Origin of the sequence: Okeania sp. SIO2F4, from assembly GCF_010672385.1 — a bacterium.
Taxonomy (GTDB): Bacteria; Cyanobacteriota; Cyanobacteriia; order Cyanobacteriales; family Microcoleaceae; genus Trichodesmium.
In genome coordinates this window covers 2,446-6,721 of sequence record NZ_JAAHGT010000520.1, presented here as the reverse complement: position 1 = coordinate 6,721, position 4,276 = coordinate 2,446, and the positions used below count along the sequence as shown (strand labels likewise).

Genomic DNA, 4,276 nt, shown 5'->3' with positions numbered 1-4,276 from the left:
TACCCGGACCCGGTCGCGAGTGAAGAGGAACTCAAGGGATTCGACTATATGGACAGGGCCAGCATTGCGCCTGTTGTTGTAGAAACAAAACCAATGCGAATCTTTTCATTCCCTCGTAAATTTGGCAGTGGAATATCTTGACTCCATTGGGGATAGCTATTTGACATAATATTAACAAGCATTTCCCCATAGATTTGCTGTAAATCTCGGTCATTTAAGCCTTGATAAGCTAGGAAGAAAGGCTGTAATGTTCCGACAAATTCGACTGCTTTTTGTAGTTGTTGAGAATTTGCTGTTTGATAACTTTGAGCTAATCCCTGGAGGTGCTGTTTATATTTATTTCGTTGAATATTTATTTCTGCAACACTAGAATATATAATTGGTAATTGATTAATCGCTATTCCAAATTTAGCTGGGGCATAATCAGGATTTATTTTTAAAGCTTTTTGATACGTTTCTCTTGTTTCGTCTAACTTGCCTTGGTCGGAATATATACTTGCTAAGTTAAAATAAGTATCAGTAGCAATAGAGTCAGGTACAAATTTTAATGCTTGTTGATAGGATTCTGCTGCTGCTTCTAGTTCACCTTTTTTATCCAACGCATTACCCAATTGGTGATGAGCAATACCATAGTCAGGTTTAATTTTTATAGCTTGCTGATAAGATTCTATGGCTGCTTTTAATTTGCCCTGTTTTAGAAAAATATTACCCAAGTTATAATGGGCTTGAGCAAAGTCAGGTTTAATTTTTATAGCTTGCTGATAAGATTCTATGGCTGCTTTTAATTTGCCCTGTTGTCGAAAAACATTACCTAAATTATCATAAGCTTGAGCAATTTCAGGTTTAATTTTTATAGCTTGCTGATAAGATTCTACGGCTGCTTCTAACTTGCCCTGTTGTCGAAAAACATTACCTAAATTATAATAAGCTTCAGCATAGTCAGGCTTGAGTTGTAAAGTCTGTTGGTAATGCTCTATCGCTGCATCTAACTTGCCTTTTTGCTCAAATATATTTGCCAAATTACCAATTATTATTGGGCGATATTCTTTTTCTAAATCTTCTTGCTTATCTATACATTCCGGGTGAATTTGTAATATCTGTTTGTATAGTGATTCAGCTTCATCCAATTCACCAGACTGATGTTTTTGCACCGCTATTTGGATGAGGGATTTAATATTTGATTTTGAAAATTCTTTTTTATTCATGGCTATATCAGCATATTTATCTTGATGATACCGTTTTTATGGTGGGAGCAAATCGTAAACAAAATCTTTGCCTACCCCAGAAACTTTCGTTATGGCATAAATCTAGCACCTAGATTAAAAACCGGTTTTATTGCAAATATTTTAGCTTCAAGACCTTGATTTTTCCTTTATAAACCGGGTTTTTTTGGTTTTGTTGATAATGCTGCAAGATATGACACGGAGCATCTACTAGCGTGTCATCATTTATTTTTTACTTACTTATTAAACTGACAACAAGTAACTCTTGATTTTAAAGGCTCTAAGCCTTTAAAATCCTGGATTTTTATTGATAATCATTAACCTGTTGGCATTCCCTCCCAAACCGGAAGGTGTTAAATCACCACGGTTCCCTGCCCCTGGGTTAAATCTACTCCTATTACAGAAGCTATCAAATCTGCACCATCAGGCAATAAAGCATAAATATCTGTACCGTCACCTTGGCTAGGATCGATAACTCCATCATCGTTGGCGTCAAAGAAAAGTAGTCCATGACTCACAGATGGGCTTAAATCGAGACCATCCACACCTAGCTCGAAGTCCAAAATAGTTACAAAGTCAGCAAAGCCAGCGGTGGCATAAAAAGGGCTATTGTTATCACCAAGCACGTATTGATCCGGAGCACCATCACCAACAGGAACATCGTCAGCATCAAGGAAACCACCAATTAGGATATCTTGCTGAGGATTTCCTCCTGTCTGCTGCCCACCAGCTCCTATAAGGATGTCAGCACCTGTACCTCCAACGAGAATATCATTGTCGGGACCTCCACTTAGTTGGTCGTCACCGTCTCCCCCATCGATCTGGTCATCGCCAGCCCCCCCATTCAAGATGTCATTGCCATCCCCCCCGCTTAGGAAGTCATCACCAGACTTCCCAGTCACTAGGTCATCCCCGTTTTGCCCAAAAAGATCGTCATTTCCGAAACCCCCGTCTATGAGGTCATCCCCGTCACCTCCAAGAATCTCGTCATCGCCAAAACGTCCAAAAAGTCCGTCGTCACCACCAAGCCCATCTATAACAGTATTACCGAAAGTCGAGCCAAAAAGAAAGTCTCGTCTATCCGTTCCAGTTTGGGAATTGGCTTGAAGATCTTCTGTTTTTGCCTTAATAGCTTCTACTCTTTCCTCAACTTCGACTCTTTTAGCCTGAATTTGATCTATAATTTCTTGTATGTCAGTAGTCATTTTGTCCACCTCTTAAAGTAAAGTTATTTTTGGGATAGGGTAAATATTTTATTCTTCATCAAAGAAGAACCAACAATAAACAGCTTTAATATTGCAATTCTAATAATTAAGAACAGCAATATTAAAGCTAAAAATAAGATGTCATATGACCCCTGATAGAATTACTATTACTAGTCATTTTTACTTCCACAGTAATTTGTGTGTTATTGTCTAGAGTGGAGAATCGACGATGATATATATAATCACCATTATTTTCTCTAGATTCTTGAGCCACAGACTCTTGTTTTTCCTCTGACAAGTAGTTTTTTAAAGTAGGTGCATAAATGTGTAAGCGTTCAAATAAGAAATCCCTGAAATTATTAAAATTACTAGAGTAGAAGAAGCCACCCCGGACTTCAATATCACTAATAGTTTCATCAAAAGATAGGTCACTAATTTTTAATTTTCTCATAACTAATCTGCTGGCTATTTAGACAATGTTGATTAAATGAATATTAAATCCAGACGTAGGGTTGGTTAGGTGGCAATACTTATACTGACTCACCCAACTCTTAACTATGCGTTGGAAACAATTAATATTAAGCACTATAGCTGTCTTAATCTTTGCTTGACAAACATTATCTTATTGAAAGCTAAAAGCTTTGAATAAGCTTTCAGTGAATTTTATCACCTTTGATAAAGTTGGTGATGAAATTCTGAGTTTGCCATCACCAAACTAGAGTAATTTGAGTTGCACTTCCTAGAAATAGGAGGTGGCTTGAGTTTGACTACAACTATGACCTAGTTAGTGAAGGAGCTAGCGTTAACGAAGGACTCAGATACATACTCTTCAGTTTGAGTACCAAAGATGATGCTGGTGAATGTGTTGTTACCTTGAGCATCTGAAGAACCTAGTACTTCAGCACCATTTCCAGATAAACCACCTAAGTCAAGCTTAACAGTCTTCTTGAATGTTTCGTCTATCTTAACGTCAGCATCAACATCTTTGTCTAATTTGAACCGGCTATTAATGTTGATTCCTTTTCCACCTAATACTTCAGCTTCAGCAGATTCTAAGTAGTTTAATTCAGAAATAATCATTGCGTTTCTCCTTATTTGTTTTGGAAATTTTCAAACAACTTTGCTTTGTTTGACATTTTTAATATAACTAGAATTATCGGGGGATGGTTGCCATTTTGGCAGATGTTTTTGCAGCTAAATCTCTGCTTAAATTACCTACGAAAAATTGCTTAATTCGAGAAGAAGAATTAAGCAATTTTGATAAAGTTGGTGATGAAATTCTGAGTTTGCCATCACCAAACTAGAGTAATTTGAGTTGCACTTCCTAGAAATAGGAGGTGGCTTGAGTTTGACTACAACTATGACCTAGTTAGTGAAGGAGCTAGCGTTAACGAAGGACTCAGATACATACTCTTCAGTTTGAGTACCAAAGATGATGCTGGTGAATGTGTTGTTACCTTGAGCATCTGAAGAACCTAGTACTTCAGCACCATTTCCAGATAAACCACCTAAGTCAAGCTTAACAGTCTTCTTGAATGTTTCGTCTATCTTAACGTCAGCATCAACATCTTTGTCTAATTTGAACCGGCTATTAATGTTGATTCCTTTTCCACCTAATACTTCAGCTTCAGCAGATTCTAAGTAGTTTAATTCAGAAATAATCATTGCGTTTCTCCTTATTTGTTTTGGAAATTTTCAAACAACTTTGCTTTGTTTGACATTTTTAATATAACTAGAATTATCGGGGGATGGTTGCCATTTTGGCAGATGTTTTTGCAGCTAAATCTCTGCTTAAATTACCTACGAAAAATTGCTTAATTCGAGAAGAAGAATTAAGCAATTTTGATA

The 4,276-nt window shown here is 37.0% G+C and carries 6 protein-coding genes; 1 reads left to right on the top strand and 5 read right to left on the bottom strand.

Features of this window, described 5'->3' with window-relative positions; all coding sequences use genetic code 11:
- Positions 1 to 44: 44 nt before the first annotated feature.
- The 4 genes from F6K22_RS26430 to F6K22_RS26415 form a co-directional block, all read right to left on the bottom strand.
- Entirely contained in the window at positions 45 to 1,205 is a 1,161-nt protein-coding gene (locus F6K22_RS26430) for a tetratricopeptide repeat protein (RefSeq protein ID WP_293104912.1), read from the bottom strand.
- Positions 1,206 to 1,576: 371 nt separating this feature from the next.
- Positions 1,577 to 2,428: a calcium-binding protein gene (locus tag F6K22_RS26425; protein WP_293104909.1), complete on the bottom strand. Its 852-nt coding sequence runs from the start codon at positions 2,426 to 2,428 to the stop codon at positions 1,577 to 1,579.
- 127 nt (positions 2,429 to 2,555) lie between these two features.
- On the bottom strand, positions 2,556 to 2,879 hold the full coding sequence (locus F6K22_RS26420) for a hypothetical protein (protein WP_293104907.1): 324 nt from the start codon (positions 2,877 to 2,879) through the stop codon (positions 2,556 to 2,558).
- Between the two features lie 329 nt (positions 2,880 to 3,208).
- Positions 3,209 to 3,508, bottom strand: a complete 300-nt coding sequence (locus tag F6K22_RS26415) for a hypothetical protein (protein ID WP_293104901.1) — start codon at positions 3,506 to 3,508, stop codon at positions 3,209 to 3,211.
- 83 nt (positions 3,509 to 3,591) lie between these two features.
- Here F6K22_RS26415 and F6K22_RS26410 point away from each other — a divergent pair, with 83 nt between their 5' ends.
- Positions 3,592 to 3,732 carry a hypothetical protein gene (locus tag F6K22_RS26410; protein WP_293104904.1) on the top strand — a complete coding sequence of 47 codons (141 nt, stop codon included), beginning with the start codon at positions 3,592 to 3,594 and terminating at the stop codon, positions 3,730 to 3,732.
- A 61-nt stretch (positions 3,733 to 3,793) separates the two neighbouring features.
- On the opposite strand, the gene F6K22_RS26405 is transcribed toward F6K22_RS26410, so the two are convergent.
- Positions 3,794 to 4,093, bottom strand: a complete 300-nt coding sequence (locus tag F6K22_RS26405; RefSeq protein WP_293104901.1) for a hypothetical protein — start codon at positions 4,091 to 4,093, stop codon at positions 3,794 to 3,796.
- Positions 4,094 to 4,276 lie beyond the last annotated feature (183 nt).

What these genes read in the sequence shown, in the direction of transcription:
- F6K22_RS26430 (WP_293104912.1), bottom strand. Translation starts at nt 1,205, where the DNA reads ATGAATAAAAAAGAATTTTCAAAATCAAATATTAAATCCCTCATCCAA.
- F6K22_RS26425 (WP_293104909.1), bottom strand. Translation starts at nt 2,428, where the DNA reads ATGACTACTGACATACAAGAAATTATAGATCAAATTCAGGCTAAAAGA.
- F6K22_RS26420 (WP_293104907.1), bottom strand. Translation starts at nt 2,879, where the DNA reads ATGAGAAAATTAAAAATTAGTGACCTATCTTTTGATGAAACTATTAGT.
- F6K22_RS26415 (WP_293104901.1), bottom strand. Translation starts at nt 3,508, where the DNA reads ATGATTATTTCTGAATTAAACTACTTAGAATCTGCTGAAGCTGAAGTA.
- F6K22_RS26410 (WP_293104904.1), top strand. Translation starts at nt 3,592, where the DNA reads ATGGTTGCCATTTTGGCAGATGTTTTTGCAGCTAAATCTCTGCTTAAA.
- F6K22_RS26405 (WP_293104901.1), bottom strand. Translation starts at nt 4,093, where the DNA reads ATGATTATTTCTGAATTAAACTACTTAGAATCTGCTGAAGCTGAAGTA.